This is a genomic window from Streptomyces sp. a15 (genome assembly GCF_059026085.1).
On record NZ_JBWLKM010000052.1, the window covers coordinates 4359 to 29272 of the forward strand.

The 24914-nt window shown below is 71.3% G+C and carries 20 protein-coding genes and 1 pseudogene; 10 read left to right on the forward strand and 11 right to left on the reverse strand.

Going from position 1 to position 24914, the window contains the following annotated elements:
- From AC5P09_RS35485 to AC5P09_RS35500, 4 genes and pseudogenes are all read right to left on the reverse strand, one after another.
- Positions 1–469 (reverse strand): annotated as a pseudogene (locus tag AC5P09_RS35485) (ADP-ribosylglycohydrolase family protein); the annotation flags it as partial.
- Between the two features lies 1 nt (position 470).
- Positions 471–1634 (reverse strand): ADP-ribosylglycohydrolase family protein, encoded by a 1164-nt coding sequence (locus tag AC5P09_RS35490; protein ID WP_493877826.1) that lies wholly within the window; start codon positions 1632–1634, stop codon positions 471–473.
- An 8-nt stretch (positions 1635–1642) separates the two neighbouring features.
- Positions 1643–2926 (reverse strand): ADP-ribosylglycohydrolase family protein, encoded by a 1284-nt coding sequence (locus tag AC5P09_RS35495; protein WP_493877827.1) that lies wholly within the window; start codon positions 2924–2926, stop codon positions 1643–1645.
- On the reverse strand, positions 2923–3987 hold the full coding sequence (locus tag AC5P09_RS35500; protein ID WP_493877828.1) for an ADP-ribosylglycohydrolase family protein: 1065 nt from the start codon (positions 3985–3987) through the stop codon (positions 2923–2925). Before AC5P09_RS35500 ends, AC5P09_RS35495 begins: the two co-directional genes overlap by 4 nt.
- Positions 3988–4241: 254 nt before the next feature.
- Here AC5P09_RS35500 and AC5P09_RS35505 point away from each other — a divergent pair, with 254 nt between their 5' ends.
- The 5 genes from AC5P09_RS35505 to qcrB all read left to right on the forward strand — a co-directional run bounded on the left by AC5P09_RS35505 (position 4242) and on the right by qcrB (position 13980).
- Complete coding sequence (locus AC5P09_RS35505) at positions 4242–4973, forward strand: VIT1/CCC1 transporter family protein (protein WP_493877829.1); 732 nt, start codon at positions 4242–4244, stop codon at positions 4971–4973.
- Positions 4974–5342: 369 nt separating this feature from the next.
- The gene (gene gltB, locus AC5P09_RS35510; protein ID WP_493877830.1) at positions 5343–9941 is read left to right on the forward strand and encodes a glutamate synthase large subunit; all 4599 of its coding nucleotides are present in this window, start codon (positions 5343–5345) and stop codon (positions 9939–9941) included.
- On the forward strand, positions 9934–11397 hold the full coding sequence (locus tag AC5P09_RS35515) for a glutamate synthase subunit beta (RefSeq protein WP_493877831.1): 1464 nt from the start codon (positions 9934–9936) through the stop codon (positions 11395–11397). Before gltB ends, AC5P09_RS35515 begins: the two co-directional genes overlap by 8 nt.
- 123 nt (positions 11398–11520) lie before the next feature.
- On the forward strand, positions 11521–12246 hold the full coding sequence (locus tag AC5P09_RS35520; protein ID WP_493877832.1) for a vWA domain-containing protein: 726 nt from the start codon (positions 11521–11523) through the stop codon (positions 12244–12246).
- A gap of 81 nt (positions 12247–12327) precedes the next feature.
- Positions 12328–13980, forward strand: a complete 1653-nt coding sequence (gene qcrB / locus AC5P09_RS35525) for a cytochrome bc1 complex cytochrome b subunit (protein WP_493877833.1) — start codon at positions 12328–12330, stop codon at positions 13978–13980.
- On the opposite strand, the gene AC5P09_RS35530 is transcribed toward qcrB, so the two are convergent.
- Together AC5P09_RS35530 and AC5P09_RS35535 are read right to left on the reverse strand one after the other, a co-directional pair.
- Positions 13958–15010: an acyl-CoA dehydrogenase family protein gene (locus AC5P09_RS35530; protein WP_493877834.1), complete on the reverse strand. Its 1053-nt coding sequence runs from the start codon at positions 15008–15010 to the stop codon at positions 13958–13960. The genes qcrB and AC5P09_RS35530 overlap by 23 nt on opposite strands.
- A complete protein-coding gene (locus AC5P09_RS35535; RefSeq protein WP_493877835.1) occupies positions 15010–16149 on the reverse strand; it encodes an acyl-CoA dehydrogenase family protein in 1140 nt (379 codons plus the stop codon). Before AC5P09_RS35535 ends, AC5P09_RS35530 begins: the two co-directional genes overlap by 1 nt.
- Before the next feature lie 47 nt (positions 16150–16196).
- Here AC5P09_RS35535 and AC5P09_RS35540 point away from each other — a divergent pair, with 47 nt between their 5' ends.
- The 3 genes from AC5P09_RS35540 to AC5P09_RS35550 are packed head-to-tail and all read left to right on the forward strand — an operon-like array spanning position 16197 to position 18814.
- Positions 16197–16979, forward strand: a complete 783-nt coding sequence (locus tag AC5P09_RS35540) for an SDR family oxidoreductase (protein WP_493877836.1) — start codon at positions 16197–16199, stop codon at positions 16977–16979.
- A gap of 15 nt (positions 16980–16994) precedes the next feature.
- Positions 16995–17633 carry a TetR/AcrR family transcriptional regulator gene (locus AC5P09_RS35545; RefSeq protein ID WP_493877837.1) on the forward strand — a complete coding sequence of 213 codons (639 nt, stop codon included), beginning with the start codon at positions 16995–16997 and terminating at the stop codon, positions 17631–17633.
- Between the two features lie 23 nt (positions 17634–17656).
- Positions 17657–18814 carry an acetyl-CoA C-acetyltransferase gene (locus AC5P09_RS35550; protein WP_493877838.1) on the forward strand — a complete coding sequence of 386 codons (1158 nt, stop codon included), beginning with the start codon at positions 17657–17659 and terminating at the stop codon, positions 18812–18814.
- A 220-nt stretch (positions 18815–19034) separates the two neighbouring features.
- On the opposite strand, the gene AC5P09_RS35555 is transcribed toward AC5P09_RS35550, so the two are convergent.
- The 4 genes from AC5P09_RS35555 to AC5P09_RS35570 are packed head-to-tail and all read right to left on the reverse strand — an operon-like array spanning position 19035 to position 22430.
- Positions 19035–20084 carry an NAD(P)H-dependent flavin oxidoreductase gene (locus AC5P09_RS35555; RefSeq protein WP_493877839.1) on the reverse strand — a complete coding sequence of 350 codons (1050 nt, stop codon included), beginning with the start codon at positions 20082–20084 and terminating at the stop codon, positions 19035–19037.
- Complete coding sequence (locus AC5P09_RS35560; protein ID WP_493877840.1) at positions 20084–20815, reverse strand: CoA-transferase subunit beta; 732 nt, start codon at positions 20813–20815, stop codon at positions 20084–20086. The genes AC5P09_RS35555 and AC5P09_RS35560 overlap by 1 nt, the downstream gene beginning before the upstream one ends.
- Positions 20812–21672 (reverse strand): CoA transferase subunit A, encoded by an 861-nt coding sequence (locus AC5P09_RS35565; RefSeq protein WP_493877841.1) that lies wholly within the window; start codon positions 21670–21672, stop codon positions 20812–20814. The genes AC5P09_RS35560 and AC5P09_RS35565 overlap by 4 nt, the downstream gene beginning before the upstream one ends.
- Complete coding sequence (locus AC5P09_RS35570) at positions 21669–22430, reverse strand: enoyl-CoA hydratase family protein (RefSeq protein WP_493877842.1); 762 nt, start codon at positions 22428–22430, stop codon at positions 21669–21671. Before AC5P09_RS35570 ends, AC5P09_RS35565 begins: the two co-directional genes overlap by 4 nt.
- Before the next feature lie 54 nt (positions 22431–22484).
- Between AC5P09_RS35570 and AC5P09_RS35575 the strand changes: the two genes are divergently transcribed.
- Both AC5P09_RS35575 and AC5P09_RS35580 read left to right on the forward strand, forming a co-directional pair.
- Positions 22485–23225 carry an SDR family oxidoreductase gene (locus AC5P09_RS35575; protein WP_493877843.1) on the forward strand — a complete coding sequence of 247 codons (741 nt, stop codon included), beginning with the start codon at positions 22485–22487 and terminating at the stop codon, positions 23223–23225.
- A 33-nt stretch (positions 23226–23258) separates the two neighbouring features.
- Entirely contained in the window at positions 23259–24167 is a 909-nt protein-coding gene (locus AC5P09_RS35580; protein WP_493877844.1) for an SDR family oxidoreductase, read from the forward strand.
- Between the two features lie 52 nt (positions 24168–24219).
- Here the strand turns inward: AC5P09_RS35580 and AC5P09_RS35585 are convergent, their stop codons facing one another.
- Positions 24220–24912 carry a response regulator gene (locus tag AC5P09_RS35585; RefSeq protein WP_493877845.1) on the reverse strand — a complete coding sequence of 231 codons (693 nt, stop codon included), beginning with the start codon at positions 24910–24912 and terminating at the stop codon, positions 24220–24222.
- Between the last annotated feature and the right edge of the window lie 2 nt (positions 24913–24914).

Here is a 24914-nt window from a genome sequence, read left to right on the forward strand (position 1 = left end):
CGGCGGGGCTGCTGTCTGCAGGGTGTGTGGGTGCAGCGGTACGAGTGCCGGCAGGCTGGGTGGGTGCGGCGGGGCTGTTGTCTGCAGGTTGTGTGGGTCCGGCGCGACCGCTGCCTGCAGGTTGTGTGGGTCCGGCACGACCGCTGCCCGTAGCTGGGTGGGTTCGGCTGTCTGCCGGTTGGGGCGGTGGCCAGTTCGGGCACAGGGCCCTGATCTTTGCCAGGTTCGTGGGCTCGTTGTCGGCCAACTTGCTTGGTAGGTCCGCGAGTTCGTCCAGGAGGTCTTCTGCGAGTTGGCGTAGGTATCTTGAGGCCGGTTCTGGGGATGCGCCTGCTCGTAGGGGGGCGATCTTGCCGCCGGCTGCTTTCCATCGTGCGGCGATCGCGGAGGGCTCGCGGCCGTCCTGAGCTGCCTGGTGGAGTTCGTGGCCGATCAGGTCCTCGGGCTGGACCCAGGTGAGGCGGAGCATGTCAGGCTCCGAGTTCGGTGAGGGCCGCCTCGTGGGATCGGCGGCGGGTGACGTCCCGTTGGAAGATCTCGCGGGTGACGGTCGTGAGGGTGGTCGCCGGTTCCCAGAGGTCCAGGCGGCTGGCCTCGGAGACCTGCTTCGCCCAGTCCTCCGGGACCGGGGAGCCGAGGGCGCCGGCCATCGCGCCCGCCATCGTGGCGATGGAGTCGCAGTCGCGGCCGTAGTTCACCGCGCCCAGGACCGCGTGGCGGTAGTCGCCGCGGGAGACCAGCAGCATGCCCAGGGCGATGGGGAGTTCCTCGATGGTGTGCAGGCGGGAGGGGCGGCGGGCGCCCAGGGAGGGCTGTCGGTAGTCGGGGCCGACCGTGTCGTACGGGGCCACCGCCGTGCGGAGAGGGGCCAGCGCGGACTCGAAGTCCGAGTGCCGGGAGGCCGTTTCGCAGACCTGCTCGATCGCCGTCCGGGTGCCGTCCTTCGCCAGGGAGAGGCAGGCGGACACGACGGAGTCGGGGGTCGCGCCGGGCGTGCTCGCCGCCGCGACCGCCGCTGCGAAGACGGCCGCCGCCTCACGGCCGTACGACGACTGGTGGGCGCCCGCGATGTCCAGTGCCTCGGCGTACGCGCCCGCCGGGTTGGCCGCGTTGACCAGGCCGACCGGGGCCATGTACATCGCGGCGCCGCAGTTGACGATGTTGCCGACGCCGGCCTCGCGGGGGTCGACGTGCCCGTAGTGGAGGCGGGTCACCAGCCACTTCTCCGCCAGGAAGAGGCGCTGGAGGGGGAGGGCCTCCGCCTCCAGCTCCGGGATCCAGCGCGGGTTCGTCATCAGGTCCGGGACCAGGTGGTCCGCGATCGCGTACGCGTCGAGGTGGTCGCGGACCTGCGCGTACACCCGTACCAGCGCGTGGGTCATCAAGGTGTCGTCGGTGACGTGGCCGTCGCCCTTGTGGTATGGCGCGATGGGGCGGGCCGTGCGCCAGTCGTCGCCGTTCCAGGGGCCGACGATGCCGTGGACGCGACCGGCGTGGCGCTGCAGGATCTGCTCGGGAGAGTAGCCCTCGACGGGGCCGCCGAGCGCGTCGCCGACGGCGGCGCCGACCAGGGCGCCGGTGATGCGTTCGTCCAGACTCGAAGCGTGGCCGCTTTTTGCTCCTTTGGGTGTCATGCCCCGAATCATCCCTCCGGTGGGGCCGGTTGTGCGGCTTCCAGGAGTTCGGCGAGTTCCACCAGGTCGGTGTCGGTGAGGCGGGGGAGGACGCAGCCGGAGAGGGTGCGGCAGGTGTCGCGCCAGGAGGCGGGGATCGACGCGCCGCCGCCCAGGGCGCCGGTGAGGGCGCCCGCGAGGGCGGGGGCCGAGTCGGCGACGCGGGAGAGGCAGGCCGCGGCCGGTACCGCCTCCGCGATCCGGCCGTTCGCCGCGGCGGCCAGGGCCAGGGCGACCGGGACCGTTTCGGCGGCGGCGATGCCGTAGCTGTAGACGTGGTCGACGATCTGGTGTTCCAGGAGCGGGATCAGGGCGAAGGCGCTCTCGGCGTCCTGGGCGAGCTTGAGTGCGTGGCGGGCGTTGCGGCCGATCTCGGTGGACTCGGGGAGCTCGGCGAGTGCGGCGGTGACGCATGCCTGTACGTCGGCTCCCGCCAGGGCGAGGGCGAGTGCCGCGGCCATCGCGCGGGCGCCGTGCACTCCGTCGCCGTCCTGGGTGTAGCGGGCGTCGAACTCGGCCAGCTCCGCGGCGAGTCGGGGGTCGCCGGGGTGGGCGACGGCGAGTACGCAGGCCCGTACGCAGGCGGCGTCGTCGAAGTAGTGGGGGTTGTCGTGGCCGGTGGCGGGCGGGCGGAGGCCGGTGGCGAGGTTGCCGAGGCCGGCGCGGACGGAGATGCGGGCGCGCAGGGGGAGCACCGCGGACTCGACCTCGGGGGCGCGGTCCGCCGCGGCGGCGACCTCGCTCGCCAGGGCGTTCCAGGTCAGGTCGATGGCGGCGCGGGTGCGGCGTTCTCGGCTCAGGTCGCCGAGGACGGTGTCGTCGCCTGCGCGCAGGACTGCTTCCGCTGCGAAGACTGCCCATTCGGCGTCGTCGGAGGGGCCGAGGCGGAGGGGTTCGGGGGGTTGGTTCAGGGCGATGGGGACGGGGAGGGTGGTCGTCGCGTTCTGTTCGGCGAAGGTGTCGAGTTCGCGGGTGAGGCGGCGGGTCCAGTCGGGCATGCGGGCGGCTCGGTGGCGGGCGGCGGGCCAGCCGGCGGCGTCGCCTGCGGCCAGGCCGAGCAGGAGGCCCTCGATTCGGCGGCGCTGCTTGACGGCCTCGGCTTCGCCTTCGGCCTTTGTGTTCCCACCCGCATCACCCGTACAACTTTCGTCGTCGGGTGCGGGTGGCCCCTGTGGGGGTTCCTCGCCGTCGGCGGCCGCGGGTGCGATCAGCTCCGCTGCGGCTCCCTCGTCCCATGGGCTGGGCGGTGTCATGCGAGGGCCTCCGTCTCGTCAGCGGCCGCGCTCGGTACGAAGCCCTCCGTGCTCCATCTCCCGTCCTCGCTCGGCGTCAGCAGCTCCGCCACGTCGAGGACGTGGTGGCCCGCCATGGACGGCAGGCAGCTGCCGCGCGCCGGGCCGATCGCCGCCGCCCAGTCCGGCGGGATCGAGGAGACGCCGTGGGTCGCGCCGGCCAACGCGCCGGCCACCGCCGCCGTGGTGTCGGCGTCGCGGCCCATGTTGACGGCTGTCAGGACCGCCTGGACGAAGTCGCCGTCGGCGGCCGCGTAGGCGCCGAAGGCGAGGGCGACGGCCTCGGGGGCGAGGTCGGTCCAGGGGTAGCCGCCGATGACGACCGCCGAGCGGACCGCCCGCTCCCCCCGGTGGGCGACCGCCACCGCACGGCGTAGCGAGCGGGCCGTCCAGGAGTCGTCCGGGACGACGGCCAGGGCGGAGGCGACCACGGCGACGGTCGGTGCTCCGGCCATCGCCGCCGCCACGCCCGCCGCCACTGCCTGGCCGCCGTAGATGCCTTCGCCGTCGTGGCTCACCGAGCCGTCGATCGCCACCAGGCGGGCCGCTTCGGCGGGGCGGCCGGACGCGAAGACGCCGAAGGGGGCCGCGCGCATGGCCAGGCCGTCGCTCCAGGCGTGGCGGTGCTGGGCGGAGATGGGGGCGGCGAGGCCGCGGCGCAGGTTCTCCAGCGTGCCGCGTTCGCTGAAGCCGGCGCCCCGGAAGGGACCCTCCTCGCGATCGGCGATCCACTGGTGCCAGGCCGCCTCCACGTGGGCCGGGGTGAGGGCCGAGCCGTGCCGGGCCAGCAGGAGGCCCGAGAAGATCGCGTACTCGGTGTCGTCCGTGCCGGAGGGGCGGTCCGCGACGTAGCCGGTGATACGGCCCCAGCGGGCCCGGATCTCGGAGGGCTTCATGTTCTCCGCCGGGGCCCCGAGGGCGTCTCCCACGGCCAGGCCGAGCAGGGCGCCGCGGGCCCGCTCGCGGAGGTCGGCGGCGTCCCCGGGCGCCGGGACCGAGGGAATGCAGGCGATCGATGCCATACGCGGCCTCTCCTTGGGGGCTGCGCGCAGGGGGCGGAGCCCTTTGCGGATGTGTCCCACCGGAGCGGTTCGCCAGAGCCTCGGTCGCCTCAGCATCACCCGGTCGACATCTGTGCGACCCCTTGATCGAATGAGCGTCCGACGGCAAAACCGCAGGTTAGACCAGCCTTTCCTTGCTGGCGAGGGGGAATGCGACGGCGTACTCTCTATGTTGTCGAAAACTAGAAGAAGTCCAAAGTCCCTGGGGGAAGCGCATGGCCATCATCGAAACCGAGGCGTCACTGCACGAGGCGCACCGCGACAACCACACGCACCGCGATGTGAACGGCGGCTGGCTGCGGCCCGCCGTCTTCGGTGCGATGGACGGGCTGGTCTCCAACCTCGCCCTGATGACCGGTGTCGCGGGCGGTTCGGTCGGCCATCAGACCATCGTCATCACCGGACTCGCGGGGCTCGCCGCCGGTGCCTTCTCCATGGCCGCCGGCGAGTACACCTCCGTTGCCTCGCAGCGCGAGCTGGTCGAGGCCGAGCTGGACGTGGAGCGCAGGGAGCTGAGAAAGCACCCGAAGGACGAGGAGGCCGAGCTCGCGGCCCTGTACGAAGGGCGGGGCGTCGAGCGGGGGCTGGCCCGCGAGGTGGCCCGGCAGCTGTCCCGTGATCCCGAGCAGGCGCTGGAGATACACGCCCGCGAGGAACTCGGCATCGACCCCGGTGACCTGCCCTCGCCGCTGGTCGCCGCGGTGTCCTCCTTCGGGGCGTTCGCGCTGGGCGCCCTGCTTCCCGTACTGCCCTATCTGCTCGGTGCCACCGACCTGTGGCCCGCCGTGCTGCTCGCACTCTTCGGGCTTTTCGCGTGCGGCGCGATCGTGGCCAAGGTGACGGCGCGGAGCTGGTGGTTCAGCGGGCTGCGGCAGCTCGCTCTGGGGGGTGCTGCGGCCGGTGTGACGTACGCCCTGGGCAGCTTGTTCGGAACGGCCGTAGGATAGGTCGGCTGCAGGTTATGCGTTGGGCCGCATAAGTAGCCGTTACTCGCTGGTTTCGAATGCTTAACCACCGGGCATGAGCCGTAAGCGCTGCGGGCAAGGGAGCCTGCGGCGCACTCGCGGGGTGGGTGACGACGCCTGCTCCGCCGCCGGGCCGACGGACACTGATCTGTCCCGTTCGGTCCCACATACTTCCAGCCACGTGCGCGGTACCCCCGCCGCACGCCCGTGGCGTCCGCATGTTGGAACGGAGTATCCGGTTCCCGAGATCCGCTCCATCATGTAACCTGCACGAAATTTTGCACTCACGCAGAGGGCCAACGTCGTCCCTCGGCAATCTGCATATGCCACTTGACGACGACGGGAGAGCCGATGCGTACGCCGCGCCAGCCGTCCCAGCACTCCACGAATGGCCAGAAGCGGTCCTTCATGGATGCTCGCCCTGCTGCGCAGGGTATGTACGACCCCCGCAACGAGCACGACGCCTGTGGCGTCGGCTTCGTGGCCACCCTCACCGGCGAGGCGAGCCACGCGCTGGTCGAGCAGGCGCTCACGGTGCTGCGCAACCTGGAGCACCGCGGTGCCACCGGCTCCGAGCCCGACTCGGGCGACGGCGCGGGCATCCTGTCCCAGGTGCCGGACGCCTTCTTCCGTGAGGTGGCCGCCTTCGAGCTGCCCGCGGCCGGTGCGTACGCGGTCGGTACCGCCTTCCTGCCCGAGGACGGGCTGGAGGACGCCGTCTCACGGATCGAGACGATCGCCGCGGAAGAGGGCCTGACGGTCCTCGGCTGGCGCGAAGTGCCGGTCGCCCCCGAACTGCTCGGCGCCACCGCCCGTTCGACGATGCCCGCCTTCCGGCAGATCTTCGTCGCGGACGGTTCCTCGACCGACATCACCCTCGACCGCAAGGCGTTCGTGCTGCGCAAGCGCGCCGAGCGCGAGGTCGACGTCTACTTCCCGTCGCTGTCCGCGCGGACGATCGTCTACAAGGGCATGCTGACCACCGGCCAGCTGGAGCCCTTCTTCCCGGACCTGTCCGACCGCCGCTTCGCGTCGGCCATCGCGCTGGTCCACTCGCGCTTCTCGACGAACACCTTCCCGAGTTGGCCGCTCGCGCACCCGTACCGCTTCGTCGCGCACAACGGTGAGATCAACACCGTCAAGGGCAACCGCAACTGGATGGTCGCCCGCGAGTCCCAGCTGGTCTCCGACCTGTTCGGGGACAAGGGGCTGGACCGGGTCTTCCCGATCTGTACGCCCGACGCCTCCGACTCGGCGTCCTTCGACGAGGTGCTCGAACTCCTGCACCTGGGCGGCCGCTCGCTGCCGCACTCCGTGCTGATGATGATCCCGGAGGCGTGGGAGAACCACGACTCCATGGACCCGGCCCGGCGCGCCTTCTACCAGTTCCACTCCACGATGATGGAGCCCTGGGACGGCCCGGCCTGTGTCACCTTCACCGACGGCAAGCAGGTCGGCGCGGTCCTCGACCGCAACGGACTGCGCCCCGGCCGCTACTGGGTCACCGACGACGGCCTCGTCGTCCTCGGCTCCGAGGTCGGCGTCCTCGACATCGAGCCCTCCCGGGTCGTCCGCAAGGGCCGCCTGCAGCCCGGCCGGATGTTCCTCGTCGACACCGTCGAGCACCGCATCATCGAGGACGACGAGATCAAGGCGCAGCTCGCCACCGAGGCGCCGTACGCCGAGTGGCTGGAAGCCGGCGAGATCGAGCTGTCCGACCTGCCCGAGCGTGAGCACATCGTGCACACGCACGCCTCGGTCACCCGCCGTCAGCAGACCTTCGGCTACACCGAGGAGGAGCTGCGCATCATCGTGGCGCCGATGGCCAAGGCCGGTGCCGAGCCGATCGGTTCGATGGGCACGGACTCGCCGATCGCCGCGCTGTCCGACCGCCCGCGCCTCCTCTTCGACTACTTCACCCAGCTGTTCGCGCAGGTCACCAACCCGCCGCTGGACGCGATCCGCGAGGAACTCGTCACCTCCCTGCGCTCGTCGCTGGGCCCGGCGGGCAACCTGCTCGAACCGAGCGCCGCCTCCTGCCGCAGCGTCGTCCTGCCCTTCCCGGTCATCGACAACGACGAGCTGGCCAAGCTCATCCACATCAACGCCGACGGCGACATGCCCGGCATGAAGGCCGCGACCCTGTCCGGCCTGTACCGGGTCTCCGGCGGCGGTGACGCCCTCGCCGCGCGCCTGGAGGAGATCTGCGCCGAGGCCGACGCCGCGATCGAGAACGGCGCCCGGCTGATCGTCCTGTCGGACCGCCACTCGGACGCCGAGCACGCGCCGATCCCGTCGCTGCTCCTCACCGCGGCCGTCCACCACCACCTCATCGGCACCAAGCAGCGCACCCAGGTGGGCCTGCTGGTCGAGGCCGGGGACGTCCGCGAGGTCCACCACGTCGCCCTGCTCATCGGCTTCGGCGCCGCGGCCGTGAACCCGTACCTGGCCATGGAGTCCGTCGAGGACCTGGTCCGCGCGGGCACATTCCTGCAGGCCACCGACGGCGCGCCCGAGCAGGCCATCCGCAACCTGATCTACGCCCTCGGCAAGGGCGTCCTGAAGGTCATGTCCAAGATGGGCATCTCGACCGTCGCGTCCTACCGCGGCGCCCAGGTCTTCGAAGCGGTCGGCCTGGACGCGCAGTTCGTCGCCAAGTACTTCCGCGGTACGGCCACCAAGATCGGCGGCGTCGGCATCGACGTCATCGCCAAGGAGGTCGCCGCCCGGCACGCCAAGGCGTACCCGGCGAGCGGCATTGCGCCCGCGCACCGCGCCCTCGACATAGGCGGCGAGTACCAGTGGCGCCGTGAGGGCGAGCCGCACCTGTTCGACCCGGAGACGGTCTTCCGCCTCCAGCACTCCACACGCAGCGGCCGGTACGACATCTTCAAGAAGTACACCGAGCGCGTGAACGAGCAGTCCGAGCGCCTGATGACGCTGCGCGGCCTGTTCGGTCTCAAGAGCGACCGGCAGCCGATCTCCGTCGACGAGGTCGAGCCGGTCAGCGAGATCGTCAAGCGGTTCTCGACGGGCGCCATGTCGTACGGCTCCATCTCGAAGGAAGCCCACGAGACGCTCGCCATCGCCATGAACCAGCTGGGCGGCAAGTCCAACACCGGTGAGGGCGGCGAGGACGCGGACCGGCTGTACGACCCGGCGCGCCGTTCGTCGATCAAGCAGGTCGCCTCCGGCCGCTTCGGCGTGACCTCGGAGTACCTGGTCAACGCCGACGACATCCAGATCAAGATGGCCCAGGGCGCCAAGCCCGGCGAGGGCGGCCAGCTGCCCGGCCACAAGGTCTACCCGTGGGTCGCCAAGACCCGTCACTCGACTCCGGGTGTCGGTCTGATCTCCCCGCCGCCGCACCACGACATCTACTCCATCGAGGACCTGGCCCAGCTGATCCACGACCTGAAGAACGCGAACCCGCAGGCGCGGGTCCACGTGAAGCTGGTCTCCGAGGTCGGCGTCGGCACGGTCGCCGCGGGTGTGTCCAAGGCGCACGCGGACGTGGTGCTCATCTCCGGCCACGACGGCGGTACGGGTGCCTCCCCGCTCACCTCGCTCAAGCACGCAGGCGGCCCCTGGGAGCTCGGTCTCGCCGAGACCCAGCAGACCCTGCTGCTCAACGGCCTGCGCGACCGCATCGTCGTGCAGACCGACGGTCAGCTCAAGACCGGCCGTGACGTGGTCATCGCCGCGCTGCTCGGCGCCGAGGAGTTCGGTTTCGCGACCGCGCCGCTCGTCGTCTCCGGCTGCGTCATGATGCGCGTCTGCCACCTGGACACCTGTCCGGTCGGCATCGCCACCCAGAACCCGGTCCTGCGTGACCGGTTCACTGGCAAGGCCGAGTACATCGTCAACTTCTTCCGGTTCATCGCCGAAGAGGTCCGCGAGATCCTTGCCGAGCTGGGCTTCCGCTCCATCGAGGAGGCCGTCGGCCACGCCGAGACGCTCGACGTCACGCGTGCCGTCGACCACTGGAAGGCGCAGGGCCTGGACCTGTCCCCGCTGTTCTACGTGCCGGAGCTGCCCGAGGGCACCCCGCTCCACCAGGTGATCGCGCAGGACCACGGCCTGGAGAAGGCGCTCGACAACGAGCTGATCAAGCTCGCCGGCGACGCCCTGGCCGCGGACTCCGCGACCGACGCCCAGCCGGTGCGCGCCCAGGTCGCCATCCGCAACATCAACCGCACGGTCGGCACCATGCTCGGCCACGAGGTGACGAAGAAGTTCGGTGGCGCGGGCCTGCCCGACGACACCATCGACATCACCTTCACGGGCTCCGCCGGCCAGTCCTTCGGCGCCTTCCTGCCGCGCGGCGTCACGCTGCGCCTGGAGGGCGACGCCAACGACTACGTCGGCAAGGGCCTCTCCGGCGGCCGGGTGATCGTCCGTCCCGACCGGGGCGCCGACCACCTCGCCGAGTTCTCCACCATCGCGGGCAACACCATCGCGTACGGCGCGACCGGCGGCGAGCTGTTCCTGCGCGGTCGGACGGGCGAGCGGTTCTGCGTCCGCAACTCCGGCGCGACGGTCGTCTCCGAGGGCGTGGGCGACCACGGCTGCGAGTACATGACCGGCGGCCACGCGGTCGTCCTCGGCGAGACCGGCCGCAACTTCGCGGCCGGCATGTCCGGCGGCGTCGCGTACGTCATCGACCTGAACCGCGACAACGTCAACGTCGGCAATGTGGGCGCCGTCGAGGCGCTGGACGACACGGACAAGCAGTGGCTGCACGACGTGGTGCGCCGCCACGCCGAGGAGACCGGTTCGACGGTCGCCGAGAAGCTGCTCGCCAACTGGGACGTGTCCGTGGAGCGCTTCAGCAAGATCATCCCCAGCACGTACAAGGCAGTGCTCGCCGCCAAGGACGCCGCCGAGCGAGCGGGTCTCACCGAGACCGAGATCACCGAGAAGATGATGGAGGCGGCGATCAATGGCTGACCCGAAGGGCTTTCTGAACCACGGGCGCGAGGTCGCCAAGTCCCGCCCCGTAGACGTACGTCTCAAGGACTGGAACGAGGTCTACGTCCCCGGCTCGCTGCTGCCGATCATCAGCAAGCAGGCCAGCCGGTGCATGGACTGCGGCATCCCGTTCTGCCACAACGGCTGTCCGCTGGGGAACCTGATCCCCGAGTGGAACGACTTCGCCTACCGCGAGGACTGGAGCGCCGCCTCCGAGCGTCTGCACGCGACCAACAACTTCCCGGAGTTCACCGGGCGGCTGTGCCCGGCCCCCTGCGAGTCGGCGTGCGTGCTCGGCATCAACCAGCCGCCGGTCACCATCAAGAACGTCGAGGTCTCGATCATCGACAAGGCGTGGGAGACCGGTGACGTCGCCCCGCAGGCGCCCGAGCGCCTGTCCGGCAAGACGGTCGCGGTCATCGGCTCGGGCCCGGCGGGCCTGGCCGCCGCGCAGCAGCTGACCCGGGCCGGCCACACCGTCGCCGTCTACGAGCGCGCGGACCGCATCGGAGGTCTCCTCCGGTACGGCATCCCCGAGTTCAAGATGGAGAAGCGGCACATCAACCGCCGTATCGAGCAGATGCGCGCGGAGGGCACCCGCTTCCGTACGGGCATCGAGATCGGCCGCGACCTCAAGGCGACCGACCTGAAGAAGCGGTACGACGCGATCGTCATCGCCGCCGGTGCGACGACCGCGCGGGACCTCCCGGTCCCGGGCCGCGAGCTCAAGGGCATCTACCAGGCCATGGAGTACCTGCCGCTGGCCAACAAGGTGCAGGAGGGCGACTTCGTGGCGCCCCCCATCACGGCCGAGGGCAAGCACGTGATCGTGATCGGCGGCGGTGACACCGGCGCCGACTGCGTGGGCACGGCCCACCGCCAGGGCGCGGCCTCCGTCACGCAGCTGGAGATCATGCCCCGCCCGAACGACGAGCGGAACCCGGTCTCCCAGCCCTGGCCGACCTTCCCGATGCTCTACAAGGTCACCTCCGCGCACGAGGAGGGCGGCGAGCGGGTCTACTCCGTCTCCACCACCCACTTCGAGGGCGACGAGGACGGCAACGTCCAGTGGCTGCACCTCACCGAGGTCGAGTTCGTCGAGGGCAAGCTGACCCAGAAGCCGGGCACGGAGCGCAAGATCCCCGCCCAGCTGGTCACCCTCGCCATGGGCTTCACCGGCACCGACCGCGAGAACGGCCTGGTCGACCAGTTCGGCCTGGAGCTCGACGAGCGCGGCAACATCGCCCGTGACGCCGACTTCCAGACCAACGTGCCGGGCGTCTACGTCGCCGGTGACGCCGGCCGCGGCCAGTCGCTCATCGTGTGGGCGATCGCCGAGGGCCGCTCGGCCGCGCGCGGCGTCGACCGCTTCCTGACCGGGGACAGCGAACTGCACGCCCCGATCCGCCCGACGGACCGCTCGCTGATGGTCTGATCCCGCAGGATCACACAGACGTCCCGTACAAAGGCGTACGGAACACCAGACGGCGCCTGCCCCACAGTCCCCGACCGGACGACCGGGCAGGCGCCGCCGCATGTGTGTGACAGGGTGGGGCCCATGGTCGCGATCAGTCTCAGCAAGGTGGAGGAGACCGCGCCCGCGCTGGTCAGCCTGTACAAGAGCGCCGGGGTGTCGCTGGAGAAGCACGGGCTGGATGGGGAGCGGGCAGCGGTCTACCTCGTGGTGGACTACTCCGGGTCCATGCGGCCGTATTACAAGGACGGCAGTGTGCAGGCCCTCGCGGACCAGGTGCTCGGTCTGTCCGCCCACCTCGACGACGACGGGACCGTCCCGGTGGTCTTCTTCTCCACGGAGGTCGACGCGGTCGCCGACATCGCCCTCGCGGATCACGAGGGGCAGATCGAGCGGTGTGTGGCCGGCCTTGGGCACATGGGCCGGACGAACTACCACCTGGCGATGGACGCCGTCATCGACCACTACCTAGACAGCGAGTCGAGGGATCCGGCCTTCGTCGTCTTTCAGACCGACGGCGGCCCGAGCAGCAGGGCCGCCGCGGAACGCTACATCTGCAAGGCGGCCAGGCTGCCCCTGTTCTGGCAGTTCGTCGGCTTCGGCGATCCGGACAGCCGCCAGTTCGACTTCCTGCGCAGGCTCGACGAGCTGGCGGTGCCCGACAAGCGGGTCGTCGACAACGCCGGGTTCTTCCACGCCGGTGCGGACCCGCGGCAGGTGTCCGACGCCGAGTTGTACGACCGTCTCGTGGGCGAGTTCCCGAAGTGGCTGGTGGCGGCGCGGGCGCAGGGGATCGTACGGCCGTCCTGAGTCACCCGGCTGCTCGCACCGTTGGCTCACCCGTGACCGCCGTGCCACCCTGAGTGGGATCCGACGGGGAGGCGACGACGCATGGACGGCGCACGATCGGTGAACGAGACGGCGGGGTCCGCCCGCTCCCGCAGGGAGGCCCCCGGCAAGGGCGAGAAACTCGCCGACTGGGCCGACGGGCGGCTCGGGCTCTACGCGCTGGCCAAGGCCAACATGCGCAAGGTCTTCCCGGACCATCCGTCCTTCATGCTGGGCGAGGTCGCTCTCTACAGCTTCGTCGTCCTGATCCTCACCGGCGTCTACCTCACCCTGTTCTTCGAGCCGAGCATGGCCGAGGTCGTGTACCACGGCTCGTACGAACCGCTGAACGGCGTCTTGATGACGAGGGCGTTCGAGTCCACGCTCGACATCAGCTTCGAGGTGCGCGGCGGGCTGCTGATCCGGCAGATCCACCACTGGGCGGCGCTGGTCTTCGTCGGCGCCATGATCGTGCACATGATGCGGATCTTCTTCACCGGCGCGTTCCGCAAGCCGCGCGAGCTCAACTGGGTCTTCGGCTGGACGCTGCTGATGCTCGGCATCATCACCGGTCTGACCGGCTACTCGCTCCCCGACGACCTGCTGTCCGGCACCGGCATCCGCTTCGCCCAGGGCGCGATCCTGTCCGTCCCGATCGTCGGGACGTACCTGTCCTTCTTCCTTTTCGGCGGGGAGTTCCCAGGCCACGACATCATCGCGAGACTCTTCCCGATCCATGTACTGCTGTTGCCGGGGATCATGCTGGGCCTGGTGGCCGCCCACCTGATCCTGGTCTTCTACCACAAGCACACGCAGTATCCGGGCCCCGGCCGCGACAACAGGTCGGTGGTCGGCATGCCCTTCCTGCCGGTGTACATGGCGAAGGCGGGCGGCTTCTTCTTCCTCGTCTTCGGCGTGCTGACGATCCTGGGCGGCATCGCCCAGATCAACCCCGTGTGGGCCTTCGGCCCCTATCGCCCGGACCTCGTCACCACGGGCGCCCAGCCCGACTGGTACCTCGGCTTCTCCGAGGGGCTGATCCGGGTGATGCCGGGATGGGAGATCAACCTCTGGGGCCACACGCTGGCGCTGGGCGTCTTCATCCCCTTCGCGCTGTTCCCGCTGGTCATGCTGGCCATCGCCGTGTACCCCTTCATCGAGGCGTGGATCACCGGCGACAAGCGCGAGCACCACATCCTGGAGCGGCCGCGCAACGCGCCCGTGCGCACCGGCCTCGGCGTGGCCTGGCTCAGCCTGTACGTGGTGCTGCTGATCGGCGGCGGCAACGACATCGTGGCCACCCACCTGCACCTGTCCATCAACGACATCACCTGGTTCGTGCGGATCGCGGTCTTCGTGGTGCCGGTCCTCGCGTTCACGGTCACCAAGCGGATCTGTCTCGGCCTCCAGCGCCGCGACCGGAACAAGGTGCTGCACGGCAGGGAGACGGGCACCATCAAGAGGCTGCCGAACGGCGAGTACGTCGAGGTCCACGAACCCCTCTCGCAGGCACATCTGTTCACTCTCACCCAGCACGAGCAGGAGCCACCGTACGAGATCGGGCCGCTCGTCGACGCGGGCGGTGTCCGCCGTCGGGTGAAGCCGTCCCAGCGGCTGCGGGCCCGGCTGGCGAAGGCCGTGTTCGGACCCGGGAAGCGGATCGAGAAGCCGACGGTGGAGGAGTACCGGGAGCTCACCAGGGGCGATCACCACTGAGCCCCCGGAGGACGGCGGCCCGGCACTCGTCCGGGCTGCCCCAGGCGGTGCGCAGCGCGCGGGCCTTCGTGAGCCACAGGGACAGGTCGTACTCCGCCGTGTAGCCGATCGCGCCGTGCAGTTGGAGGGCCGTACGAGCGGTTGTGTACGCCGCCTCGCAGGCCATGACCTTGGCCGCGGCGACGTCCCGCTCGGTCATCGTCAGGGCGGCGCCGAGGAGCAGGGGGCGTGCGAACTCCAGCGCGATCTTCGCGTCGGCCAGTCGGTGCTTGACCGCCTGGAACGAGCCTATGGGGACGCCGAACTGGGTGCGCTGCCTGACGTGCGCGACGGTTCTGTCGAGGAGCGCGAGACCTGTGCCGAGGGCTTGCGCGGCGGTGGTGAGGCGGGCCAGGAGGAGAGCGGGGGCGAGGGGCGGGTCGATGGCGAGGAGTTCCCCGCCGCGGGGGGTGGGGAAGAGGCGCCGGGCGGGGTCGAGGGAGGGGCGCGGGGGTCCGGGAGGGGGAGCGAGGCGCAGCTCGGTGGGGGTGCGCGCCGGGTCGGGTTCGCCCCCGCCACCCCCAGGCGTGCTGTCCCCTCGGCCCTGGACCCCGCCGGGGGTCGGCCCCGACACCGTCAGCCGTATGTCTGCCATGTCCGCGTCCAGCGCGTACGGCCCCATGGTCAGCGTCGCCGTCGACTCGCCCGAGGCCAGCACGGGCAGCAGGCGTTTGGCCGGTCCCTGGTCGTCCAGTGCGGCGAGCAGTGCCGCCGCCGTGACCGTCTCCACCTGCGGCCCGGGTACCGCATGCCGCCCCAACTCCACGAAGGCGAGCGCGAGTTCCACCGGGCGCAGGCCCAGTCCCTCGTACGCCTCCGGCACCGCCAGCGCGAACACCCCAGCCTCCGCGATACGGCGCCACAGCGCACGGCCGCTCGTGTGCTCGCCGCGGCTCCAGTCCCGTACCACTGCCGGTGTGTCCGCGGCCGTCAGCATGGCGTCCAGCGAGTCGGCGAACGCGCGCTGTTCGGTGTCCAGGAGGAAGCGCATCAACGGCGTCCCTTCGGCAGGCCCAGCAGGCGCTCGGCGATGATGTCGCGCTGGATCTCGTTGGTGCCGGCGTAGATGGGGCCGGCGAGGGAGAAGACGTAGCCCTCGGCCCAGTCGGTGTCGGCCGGCTCGCCCTCCGGGCCGAGCAGATCGAGGGCCGTCTCGTGCAGGGCGATGTCGTACTCGGACCAGAAGACCTTGTTCAGACTGGACTCGGGGCCGATCGAAGCGCCGTCGAGGAAGCGGGAGGCGGCGGCGTAGGTGAAGAGCTGGTAGGCGCGGGCGCCGATGAGGGCGTCGGCCACGCGGTCGCTCGTGCTGTGCGGGCGGCCCTGGGCCTGCCAGAGCTCGGACAGCCGGGCGGCGCTCGCGAGGAAACGGCCGGGGGAGCGCAGGGTCAGGCCGCGTTCGTTGCCCGCTGTCGACATGGCGACCCGCCAGCCCTGTCCGGGCTCGCCGATCACGTCCTCGTCGGGTACGAACACCTCGTCCAGGAAGAGCTCCGCGAAGGCCGGCTTTCCGTCGAGGCGGCCGATCGGACGGACCGTGACCCCCGGGGCACGCAGGTCGAACATCAGGTAGGTGAGGCCCTGGTGCGGCTTCGGGGTGTCGGGCTCGCTGCGGAACAGGCCGAACGCGCGGTCCGCGAAGGCCGCGCGCGACGACCAGGTCTTCTGGCCGCTCAGCAGCCAGCCGCCGTCCGTACGGACCGCCCTCGACCGCAGGGACGCCAGGTCCGAACCCGCCTCCGGCTCCGACCAGGCCTGCGCCCACACCGCCTCGCCCGAGGCCATGGGCGGGAGCACGCGCGCGCGTTGCTCCTCCGTGCCGTGGTCGAAGAGCGTCGGGGCGAGGAGGTTGATGCCGTTCTGGCTCACCCGCCCGGGGGCGCCCGCCGCGTAGTACTCCTCCTCGAACAGCAGCCACCGGATCAGGCCCGCCTCCCGGCCGCCGTAGGCCGTGGGCCAGCTCACCACCGACCAGCGGTCCGCGGCGAGTTCGGCCTCCCACGCGCGGTGCGCCGCGAAGCCCTCCTCCGTCTCCAAGGAGGGGAGGGGGACGGCCGGCACGTGCGCGCGCAGCCAGGTCCGGGCCTCGGCGCGGAACGCCTCGTCGGCGGGGGAGTGGGCCAGGTCCACGGTCTCCCTCCTTCCCTAACAAGTGTTTGGTAGGTTAGCGTGCTGTCATGAAGAACGTCGAGGCTCCGGCGTACGTTCCCGGGCACGGGCTGCTCGGCGGGCGCACGGCCGTCATCACCGCGGCGGCCGGCGCCGGGATCGGCGGGGCGACCGCGCGCCGCTTCCTGGAGGAGGGCGCGCGCGTGCTGATCAGCGACGCGCACGCGCGGCGGCTGAAGGAACACGAGGCCGAGCTGAGCCGGGAGTTCCCGGGGGCGGTGGCGGCCCTCCCCTGCGATGTCACCGACGAGGCACAGGTGCGGGCCCTGTTCGACGCCGCCGTCCAGGAACACGGACGGCTGGACGTCGTCGTCAACAACGCGGGACTCGGCGGGACTTCACAGCTCGTCGACATGACCGACGAGCAGTGGTCCAAGGTGCTGGACGTGACGTTGAACGGCACGTTCCGGTGCCTGCGGGCAGCCCTTCGTCTGATGCAGGACACCGGCGGCGTGATCGTCAACAACGCCTCCGTGGCCGGCTGGCGGGCCCAGGCCGGACAGGCGCACTACGCCGCCGCGAAGGCGGGCGTGATGGCGCTGACCCGGTGCGCGGCCATGGAGGCCGCCGAGTTCGGGGTGCGGGTCAACGCCGTGTCGCCGAGCCTCGCCATGCATCCGCACCTGGTGAAGGTGACGTCGGCGGACCTGCTGGAGGAGCTGACCGGGAGAGAGGCCTTCGGGCGATACTCCGAGCCCTGGGAGGTGGCCAACGTGATCGTCTTCCTGGCGTCGGGCTACTCCTCGTACATGACGGGCGAGGTCGTCTCCGTCAGCAGTCAGCACGCCTAGGACGAGAATGGATCTGTGCCTCCTACGAAGAAGAGCCCCCAGGTGACCGCCACAGAGCCCCCCGCGGCCGCCACCGCTGGCGACCGCCGCCGCGAACTCCTCGGCACCGCCGCCGAGGTCTTCGCCGAGCAGGGCTACAACGCCACCACCGTCCGCAAGATCGCGGACCACGCGGGCATGCTCGCGGGCAGCCTCTACTACCACTTCGACTCCAAGGAGTCGATGCTCGAAGAGATCCTGCGGACCTTCCTCGACGAGCTCTGGGACGGCTACGACACCGTCCTCGGCGGTGAACTCGGGCCGCGCGAGACCCTCGAAGCGCTGGTCACCGAGTCGTTCCGGGAGATCGACCGGCACCGCGCCGCCGTCGCGATCTACCAGAAGGAGAGCAAGCAGCTCGTCGCGCAGGAGCGGTTCGCGTTCCTCGCCGAGTCGCAGCGCAAGTTCGAGAAGACGTGGCTGTCCACGCTGGAACGCGGGGTCGCCGCCGAGGTGTTCCGCGCCGACCTCGACGTCCGCCTCACCTACCGGTTCGTGCGCGACACCGTGTGGGTCGCCGCGTCCTGGTACCGGCCCGGCGGACAGCACAGCCCGGAGGAGATCGCCCGGCAGTACCTGTCGATGGTGCTGGACGGGATCGCCGTACGCGAATAGCCCCCATCTGTGAGGGAGTTGCCATGGCCGAGGCCTACATCGTCGAAGCGGTCCGTACGCCCGTCGGGCGGCGCGGGGGAGGACTGAGCGCGGTCCACCCGGCCGATCTCGGCGCGCATGTGCTTGTCGCGTTGGTGGAGCGGGCCGGGGTCGACCCGGCCGCCGTCGAGGACGTCGTCTTCGGCTGCCTCGACGCCGTGGGGCCGCAGGCCGGGGACATCGCGCGGACCTGCTGGCTGGCGGCGGGGCTGCCCGAGGAGGTGCCGGGGGTGACGGTGGACCGGCAGTGCGGCTCCTCGCAGCAGGCCGTGCACTTCGCGGCGCAGGCCGTGCTGTCCGGGACACAGGACCTGGTCGTCGCCGGCGGTGTGCAGAACATGTCGCAGATCCCGATCGCCTTCGCGACCCGGCAGGCCGCCGAGCCCCTCGGGTTCACGGAGGGCCCCTTCGCGGGCAGCGAGGGCTGGCGGGCCCGGTACGGGGACCGGGCGGTGAACCAGTTCGTCGGCGCCGAGATGATCGCCGGCAAGTGGGGCATCAGCAGGCAGGACCAGGAGGAGTTCGCGCTGCGCTCGCACCGGCGGGCGCTGCGCGCCATCGACGAGGGGCGCTTCGAGCGGGAGATCGTGGCGTGCGGCCAGGCCGCCGTCGACGAGGGCCCGCGCCGGGACACCTCCCTGGAGAAGATGGCCGCGCTGAAGCCGGTCATCGACGGCGGCACCGTCACCGCGGCCTGCTCCTCGCAGGTCTCCGACGGCGCGGCCGCCATGCTGCTCGCCTCGGAGCGGGCGGTGCACGAGCACGGGCTGCGTCCCCGCGCGCGCGTGCACCATCTCTCCGTGCGTGGCGAGGACCCCATCCGCATGCTGACCGCGCCCATCCCGGCCACCGCGCACGCCCTGAAGAAGACCGGCCTGTCCCTCGACGACATCGACCTCGTCGAGATCAACGAGGCCTTCGCCCCGGTCGTCCTGGCCTGGCTGAAGGAGACCGGCGCGGACCCCGGCAAGGTCAACGTCAACGGCGGCGCGATAGCCCTGGGCCACCCCCTGGGCGCCACCGGCGTGAAGCTCATGACGACCCTGCTGCACGAACTGGAGCGCACCGGCGGCCGGTTCGGCCTCCAGACGATGTGCGAGGGCGGCGGGCAGGCGAATGTCACGATCATCGAGCGGCTCTGAGGAGAACGGCGAGAGGCCGGCCACCCGCTTCGGCGGACGGAGTCCGGCGCAGGCTCCCGAAGCCTGGGAGGCCCCCCGGGGCCGAGCAGTGCGAGGGGGCCGTCGGGGATGGTGCCGATGTGCGAGGGCGGCGGCGGGCAGGCGAATGTCACGATCATCGAGCGGCTCTGAGGAGAACGGCTTCCGATGTGCGAGGCCGGTGGCCAGGCCAACGTGACGATCACCGAGAGGCTGTGAGCCGCTCCCGTACCTCCTCCGCCTCCTTCATGATCCGCTCCACCAGCTCCGCGCACGACGGCAGGTCGTCGATCACCCCGGCGACCTGCCCGGAGGCCATCACACCGAGATCCGTACGGCCGTCCACCATCGCCGACTTCAGTAGCATCGGCGTGTTCGCGGCGAGCAGGACCTGACTCCAGGTCAGGTCCTTGCCGTGTTTCATGGCGAGCCCGTCCCGGACCATCCGGCGCCAGGTCAGCCCGGACAGCCTGCGGAAGCCGGCCGCTCTTCGCGCGGCTTGGAACAGGGCCTTCGTACGGCCGGCGTGCTCCAGGGCGTCGACGAGTTCCGTACGGAGCATGCGGTGGGGCAGGCCGTCGACCGCGCGGGTCACCGTCACGTCCTTCACCGTCGCCGCCAGGTACCGCGCCTTCACCGCGTCCGGCACCGTCGAGTCCGAGGTGAGCAGGAACCGCGTGCCCATGGCGACGCCCGCCGCGCCGTACGCCAGCGCCGCGACCAGTCCCCGTCCGTCGTGGAAGCCGCCCGCGGCCACCACCGGTATGCCGACGGCGTCCACCACCTGCGGCAGCAGCACGGTCGTCGCCACCTCGCCGGTGTGCCCGCCGCCCTCCCCGCCCTGCACGATCACCGCGTCCGCGCCCCACGCCGCGACCTTCTCGGCATGCCGCCGGGCGCCCACGGAGGGGATGACCACGACGCCCGCCTCCTTGAGCTCGGCGATCAGTTCGGGGGAGGGCGCGAGGGCGAAGGACGCGACCCGGACGCCCTCGTCGACGATGATCCGCACCCGGTCGCCCGCGTCCCCGGCGTCCGCGCGCAGATTCACCCCGAACGGCTCGCCCGTACGTGACTTGACCTCCCGTACGGCGTCCCGCAGCCGGTCGAGTGTCATCGTCGCGGAGGCCAGGATGCCCAGTGCGCCCGCCTCGGCCGACGCGGAGACCAGGCGAGGGCCGGCCACCCAGCCCATGCCGGTCTGCACGATGGGATGGCGGACTCCCACGAGCCTGGTCAGCGCGGTCTCCATCAGCCGTCGACCTCGCGCCGCCTCGCACCTTCCGGATCGATGACCGAGCGGATCAACTCCAGCTCCTCACGGGTCGGTTCGCGCGTGTACGGCACCTCGGCGGGGACGTGCAGGGCGAAGCCCGTGGCTTCCCGGACCTGCTCGACGGTGACGCCCGGGTGGAGGGAGGCGAGGCGCATCGCGTGGTCCGGGGTGGCGAAGTCGAAGACGCCCAGGTCAGTGACCACGCGCGGGATGCGGTGGAAGCGGGTGGCGCCGGGGCCCGCGGCGGCGGCACGGTCGTAGCCCACTCCGCACACCATGTCGACCTTCTCGACGAAGACCCGCGCGGAGTGCTTCGGCACCCAGTAACTGGTCGGGTTGTTCAGGGTGTTGACCGGGCCGCCGCGCACGCCCAGCAGCTGCCGCTTCGGCCTGGCCCAGTCGCCGATGCACGAGATGTTCTGGTTGCCGAAGCGGTCGATCTGACTCGCGCCCATCATCACGTGCCGGCGCCCGCCGGTGACCATGGTCAGATGCTGCCGGTACGGCAGCCAGCCCTCCACCGTGCCGTCGAGACCGACGAGCATCGCCTCGCCGTCGGTCAGCAGCAGGTCGGGGGAGAAGGTGCGCTTGGCGAGGCGGGCGCCCAGGGCCGGGATCAGGCCCATGGGGCTCGCGAGCACCTCCCCGTTGTCCCGCCAGGCCTCGGCACAGGCGATCACGCAGTACTCGGCACGGGTGACGGTCACTGGAACTGCTCCTTCCGCCAGTCCTCTACGGCGCGTTGGTAGTGCTGCTCGTCCCCGCCGAGGAACCGCTCGGCGAACTGCCCGTACGGCGTGGTGGCGTACAGCTTCTGGAAGGCCTCGTCCCGGCCGTAGTCGGGGGCGCACGAGGTGAAGTGGGCGCCGTTCGGCGTCTCGATCACGCCTGTCACGCTCGACCGCTTGAGGAGCAGCGTCTGCGGCGCGGCCTCCTTGGCCAGCTCTGCCGTGCCGATGTTGTCGACGAGCCGTTCGCACGACACGTACGCCGCGTCCGCCGCCTCGCACAGCAGGTCGTCGAAGTACGGGTCCGGGCCCAGGTACTGGCCGTTGCCCAGGCGGTCCGCGCGGTTCATGTGGACGAGGGCGGCGTCCAGGCGCAGCGCGGGCATGGCGACGAACGTCTCCGCGTCCTCGTACGGCGAAGTGACCGTCCGCAGCTCGGGGTTGACCCGCATCACGTCCGAGCCGAGCCCGGCCCGCACCGGCAGGAACGGCAGGCGGTTGGCGGCCGCGTGCAGCCCCCACAGGAACATCGCCTCGTCGACCTCCGTCAACTCCAAGGCGCCACGCTCGCGTGCCGTCCGGTAGTGCGGTTCCAGCGGGATCGAGTCGAGGGTCACGAAGGCGGTGACGAGCTTGCGGATCCGTCCGGCGGCGGCGAGCAGGCCGACGTCCGGGCCGCCGTACGAGACGACGGTGAGATCGGTGATCCCGGTCCGCAGCAGGGCTCGCACCAGCGCCATCGGCTTGCGGCGTGAGCCCCAGCCGCCGATGCCGAGCGTCATCCCGCTCTCCAGACGGCCGACGGCCTCCTCGGCCGACATGGTCTTGTCGCTCACTGGACGGCCTCCTCGCCGAAGCTGTCGCGGACCCGGTCCGCCACCCCGCCGAGGTTGGCCTCGAAGGTGAAGCCCTGCTCGAAGCGGTAGCTGCGGCGTACGTCGACGGGATCGATGCCGTTGATGGCGGACTTGGCCAGCCGGATGAGCTCGCCGTCCTTGGCGGCGATCTCGCGGGCCAAGTCAAGGGCGGCCTCGCGCAGTTCCGCGCGCGGGACGACCCGCCACACCGAGCCGTGCGCGTGCAGCTCGGCCGCGGTCGCGGTGCGCGAGGTGTAGTACAGGGCGCGCATCAGGTGCTGCGGGACCAGCCGGGCCAGGTGGGTGGCCGCGCCGAGCGCGCCGCGGTCCAGCTCGGGCAGGCCGAAGGTCGCGTCCTCGCTCGCCACGATCGCGTCCGCGTTCCCCACCAGACCGATCCCGCCGCCCAGACAGAAGCCCTGCACGGCGGCGACGACGGGCACCTCGCACTCGTAGACCGCCGCGAAGGCCTCGAAGCAGCCGCGGTTCGCGCCGATCAGCGCCTGCTGTCCCTGGGCCTGGATCTCCTTGATGTCCACGCCGGCGTTGAACCCCCGCCCCTCGGCGGCCAGCACCACGCACCGGACCCCGGCGTCCCGGCCGGCCGCGCGCACGGCGTCGGCCAGCGCGAACCAGCCGTGCACGGGCAGGGCGTTCACCGGCGGAAAGTCGACCGTGACGACGGCTATGCCATTTTTTTCGGGCCCCATTTCCGGGGACGAGGTGGAGACACCCATGGCTGCATCAGCTACCTTTCCACCAAACGTTTGTTAGGTGAAGGGTAGCGGCGAATGGAGCTGAACGGGAAGGTCGCGGTCGTCACCGGCGGTACCCGCGGCGTCGGCGCCGGGATCGCGCGGGCCTTCGTCCGGGCGGGTGCCGAGGTCGTGGTCTGTGCCCGCCGGCCGCCGGACGTGCCGGTGCCGAAGACCGAGTTCGTGCCGCTGGACGTACGGGACACCGAAGCCGTGGGGCACTTCTTCGCCGGGCTGCCCCGTCTCGACGTCCTGGTCAACAACGCGGGCGGCGCCCCGTACCGGCCGCTCGCGCAGGCCGGGGCCGAACGGCACGTCCGGGTCGTGGAGTTGAACCTGCTGGCACCGCTGACCGTGTCCCTCGCCGCGTACGACCACCTCAGGCGTGCCGAGGGCTCGATCGTGATGATCGGCAGCGTCAGCGGCAGCCGCCCCTCGCCCGGTACCGCGGCGTACGGGGCGGCCAAGGCCGGCCTCGACCACCTGGCCCGCTCGATGGCCGTCGAGTGGGCGCCGGAGGTTCGCGTCAACACGCTCGTCGTCGGCATGGTCCGCACCGAGCTGTCCCACCTCCACTACGGCGGCCCGGACGCCGTGGCCGCCGTCGCCCGCACCGTCCCCCTGGGGCGGCTTGCCGAGCCGTCCGACGTCGGCGCGGCCGCGGTCTTCCTCGCCTCCGACGCCGCCGCCTATGTCACCGGCGCGAGCCTGCTCGTGCACGGCGGCGGTGACCGGCCCGCGTTCCTGGACGCGGCAACTGCCCACAAGGAGAAGTGACCACAAGGAGAAGTGACCACAAGGAGAAGTGAGATGAGCGGAATCTGCGAGGGTCGGGTCGTCGTCGTCACCGGCGCCGGCCGCGGGCTGGGTCGCGCCCACGCGCTCGCGTTCGCCGCCGAGGGCGCCCGGCTCGTCGTCAACGACCTCGGTGTCGGCCTCGACGGCACGCCGGGCGGCGACAGCCCGGCCCGCCGGGTCGCCGACGAGATCCGCGCCGCGGGCGGCGAGGCCGTGCCCCACGGCGGCGACATCGCCACGACCGAGGGCGCCGCCTCTCTCGTCCGCGCCGCCCTTAAGGCGTACGGCCGTCTCGACACCCTCGTCAACAACGCCGGGTTCCTGCGCGACCGCATGCTCGTCAACCTCGACGAGGACGACTGGGACGCGGTCGTACGCGTCCACCTGAAGGGGCACTTCCTGCCGCTCAAGCACGCGGCGGCACACTGGCGGGCGGAGGCGAAGGCGGGGCGGACGCCGGTGGCGCGGGTCATCAACACCGGTAGCGGGGCAGGGCTGTTGGGGTCGGTCGGGCAGGGGAACTACAGCGCCGCGAAGGCCGGGATCGTCGCCTTGACGCTGGTCGCGGCGGCCGAGATGGGGCGGTACGGGGTCCAGGTCAACGCGATCGCCCCGGCCGCCCGGACCCGGATGACCCAGGAGACCTTCGCGCGGACGATGGCGGCGCCCGCGGGGGGCTTCGACGCCATGGCCCCCGAGAACGTGTCACCGCTGGTGGTGTGGCTGGGCTCGGCCGCGAGCGCGGGCGTCACCGGGCGGGTCTTCGAGGCCGAGGGCGGGCGGATCACCGTCATGGAGGGATGGCGGCCGGGGCCGAGCGCCGACAAGGGCGCGCGGTGGACGCCGGCGGAGGCGGGGGACGTCACGCTGAAACTGCTGGCGGAGGGGGAGGCTCCGGGGGTGGTGTACGGGGCGGGGTAGGCGAAGCCGTATTCATCCGTATTCACCCTTATTCGCCCGCATTCGGCCCTCTTTAGTCGTCCCCTGCCGGATCCCCAGGCGCGACCAGCCCCGACTCATACGCGAGGACCACGGCCTGCACGCGGTCGCGGAGGTCCAGTTTCGACAGGATGCGGCCGATGTGGGTCTTGACCGTGGTGGGGCTGAGGAACAGCCGGTCGGCGAGCTCGGCGTTGCTCAGGCCCGTCGCGAGCAGCCGCAGTACCTCCAGTTCGCGCGGGGTGAGGCCGGACAGGTCGCGGTGCAGGGCGGCCGGACGCGCCTCCTCGCGGTGGGCGAAGCGCTCGATGAGGCGGCGGGTGATGGCGGGCGCGAGCAGGGCGTCGCCGGACTGCACGAGCCGTACGGCGGCCACCAGATGCTCGGGGGTGACGTCCTTGAGCAGGAAGCCGCTGGCCCCGGCGGTGAGCGCGGCGTAGACGTAGTGGTCGAGGTCGTAGGTGGTCAGGATGATGACGCGGAGGGCGGCCGGGTCGCTGTCGGCGAGGATCCGCCGGGTGGCCTCGATGCCGTCCATCCGCGGCATCCGGATGTCCATGAGAACCACGTCGGGCCGGGTGCGCCGGACCGCTTCGACCGCCTCCGCCCCGTCGGCCGCCTCGGCCGTGACCTCGATGCCGTCCGCGGCCAGGATCATCCCGAAGCCGGTCCGTACGAGGGCCTGGTCGTCGGCGATGACGGCGCGCAGTGCGGGTGGCCGGTTCACGT

Bases quoted from the DNA above. Each gene is read 5' to 3' on its own strand.
- AC5P09_RS35490 (WP_493877826.1), bottom strand. From the start codon at position 1,634: ATGACACCCAAAGGAGCAAAAAGCGGCCACGCTTCGAGTCTGGACGAA.
- AC5P09_RS35495 (WP_493877827.1), bottom strand. From the start codon at position 2,926: ATGACACCGCCCAGCCCATGGGACGAGGGAGCCGCAGCGGAGCTGATC.
- AC5P09_RS35500 (WP_493877828.1), bottom strand. From the start codon at position 3,987: ATGGCATCGATCGCCTGCATTCCCTCGGTCCCGGCGCCCGGGGACGCC.
- AC5P09_RS35505 (WP_493877829.1), top strand. From the start codon at position 4,242: ATGGCCATCATCGAAACCGAGGCGTCACTGCACGAGGCGCACCGCGAC.
- gltB (WP_493877830.1), top strand. From the start codon at position 5,343: ATGCGTACGCCGCGCCAGCCGTCCCAGCACTCCACGAATGGCCAGAAG.
- AC5P09_RS35515 (WP_493877831.1), top strand. From the start codon at position 9,934: ATGGCTGACCCGAAGGGCTTTCTGAACCACGGGCGCGAGGTCGCCAAG.
- AC5P09_RS35520 (WP_493877832.1), top strand. From the start codon at position 11,521: ATGGTCGCGATCAGTCTCAGCAAGGTGGAGGAGACCGCGCCCGCGCTG.
- qcrB (WP_493877833.1), top strand. From the start codon at position 12,328: ATGGACGGCGCACGATCGGTGAACGAGACGGCGGGGTCCGCCCGCTCC.
- AC5P09_RS35530 (WP_493877834.1), bottom strand. From the start codon at position 15,010: ATGCGCTTCCTCCTGGACACCGAACAGCGCGCGTTCGCCGACTCGCTG.
- AC5P09_RS35540 (WP_493877836.1), top strand. From the start codon at position 16,197: ATGAAGAACGTCGAGGCTCCGGCGTACGTTCCCGGGCACGGGCTGCTC.
- AC5P09_RS35550 (WP_493877838.1), top strand. From the start codon at position 17,657: ATGGCCGAGGCCTACATCGTCGAAGCGGTCCGTACGCCCGTCGGGCGG.
- AC5P09_RS35555 (WP_493877839.1), bottom strand. From the start codon at position 20,084: ATGGAGACCGCGCTGACCAGGCTCGTGGGAGTCCGCCATCCCATCGTG.
- AC5P09_RS35570 (WP_493877842.1), bottom strand. From the start codon at position 22,430: ATGGGTGTCTCCACCTCGTCCCCGGAAATGGGGCCCGAAAAAAATGGC.
- AC5P09_RS35575 (WP_493877843.1), top strand. From the start codon at position 22,485: ATGGAGCTGAACGGGAAGGTCGCGGTCGTCACCGGCGGTACCCGCGGC.
- AC5P09_RS35580 (WP_493877844.1), top strand. From the start codon at position 23,259: ATGAGCGGAATCTGCGAGGGTCGGGTCGTCGTCGTCACCGGCGCCGGC.